Origin of the sequence: Paraburkholderia sp. UYCP14C (assembly GCF_004197395.1) — a bacterium.
Lineage (GTDB): Bacteria > Pseudomonadota > Gammaproteobacteria > Burkholderiales > Burkholderiaceae > Paraburkholderia.
In genome coordinates this window covers 1-705 of record NZ_SELS01000311.1, presented here as the reverse complement: position 1 = coordinate 705, position 705 = coordinate 1, and the positions used below count along the sequence as shown (strand labels likewise).

Annotated in this window: 1 protein-coding gene; it reads left to right on the top strand. The window is 63.4% G+C overall.

Features of this window, described 5'->3' with window-relative positions; genetic code table 11:
• Window positions 1-705 (top strand): transposase (locus EVC45_RS45005; protein ID WP_129964406.1); only part of this gene is annotated, 705 nt, incomplete at both ends.

Here is a 705-nt window from a genome sequence, read left to right as displayed (position 1 = left end):
GCGCAAGCGCAAGAAGCCGGGGTACCGGGTGACGAACGCGCGGGCGTATAACCAGAGCCTGAGAAAGCGCGGCATGATCAGCCTGTATGTGCCGGGCGGCGATCTGAAGGCGCAGCTTATCAACGCAAAGATCCGTACGCCGGGCGTGTCGGGGCGTGAGCCGACCTACACCACGGCGCACATCGAGCTGATCTTTACCTTCTACCGGCTGTTGGGCTGGGGGATGCGGCAGATCACCGGCTATATGGAGGACTACTGGGAGACTCGCGGGCTGGACATCCCGGCGCCCAGCGCCAGTCATCTGGGCGAACGGTTCGCTTCACTGGAGGTGAGCGTCACGCAGCGTTGCGAACAGCTGGCCCGACGTCTCGCGCGCGGCGAGACGATCAGTCTCATCGTCGACAGCACGGGATTGAGCTTTGGGCGGGCGAGCCAGTGGTACGAGGAAAAGTACGCTCAGAGGGCCGCGCGCACGCCGTGGCGCAAGATGCATCTGTCGATCGACGCTGACATGAACGTACACGCGATCCGCATCACCACTACAGAAGTATCGGACAGCGAAGGAATGGACGCCGTGCTGCCCGCTGATGTGCCGATGGATCGGGTGATTGCCGATGGCGCGTACTACAGCATCGAGCGTACCGAAGCGCTTTCAGGCGCGGGCGTGACGCCCGTCATCCCACCGCCAGCTCACGCTGTCGTACA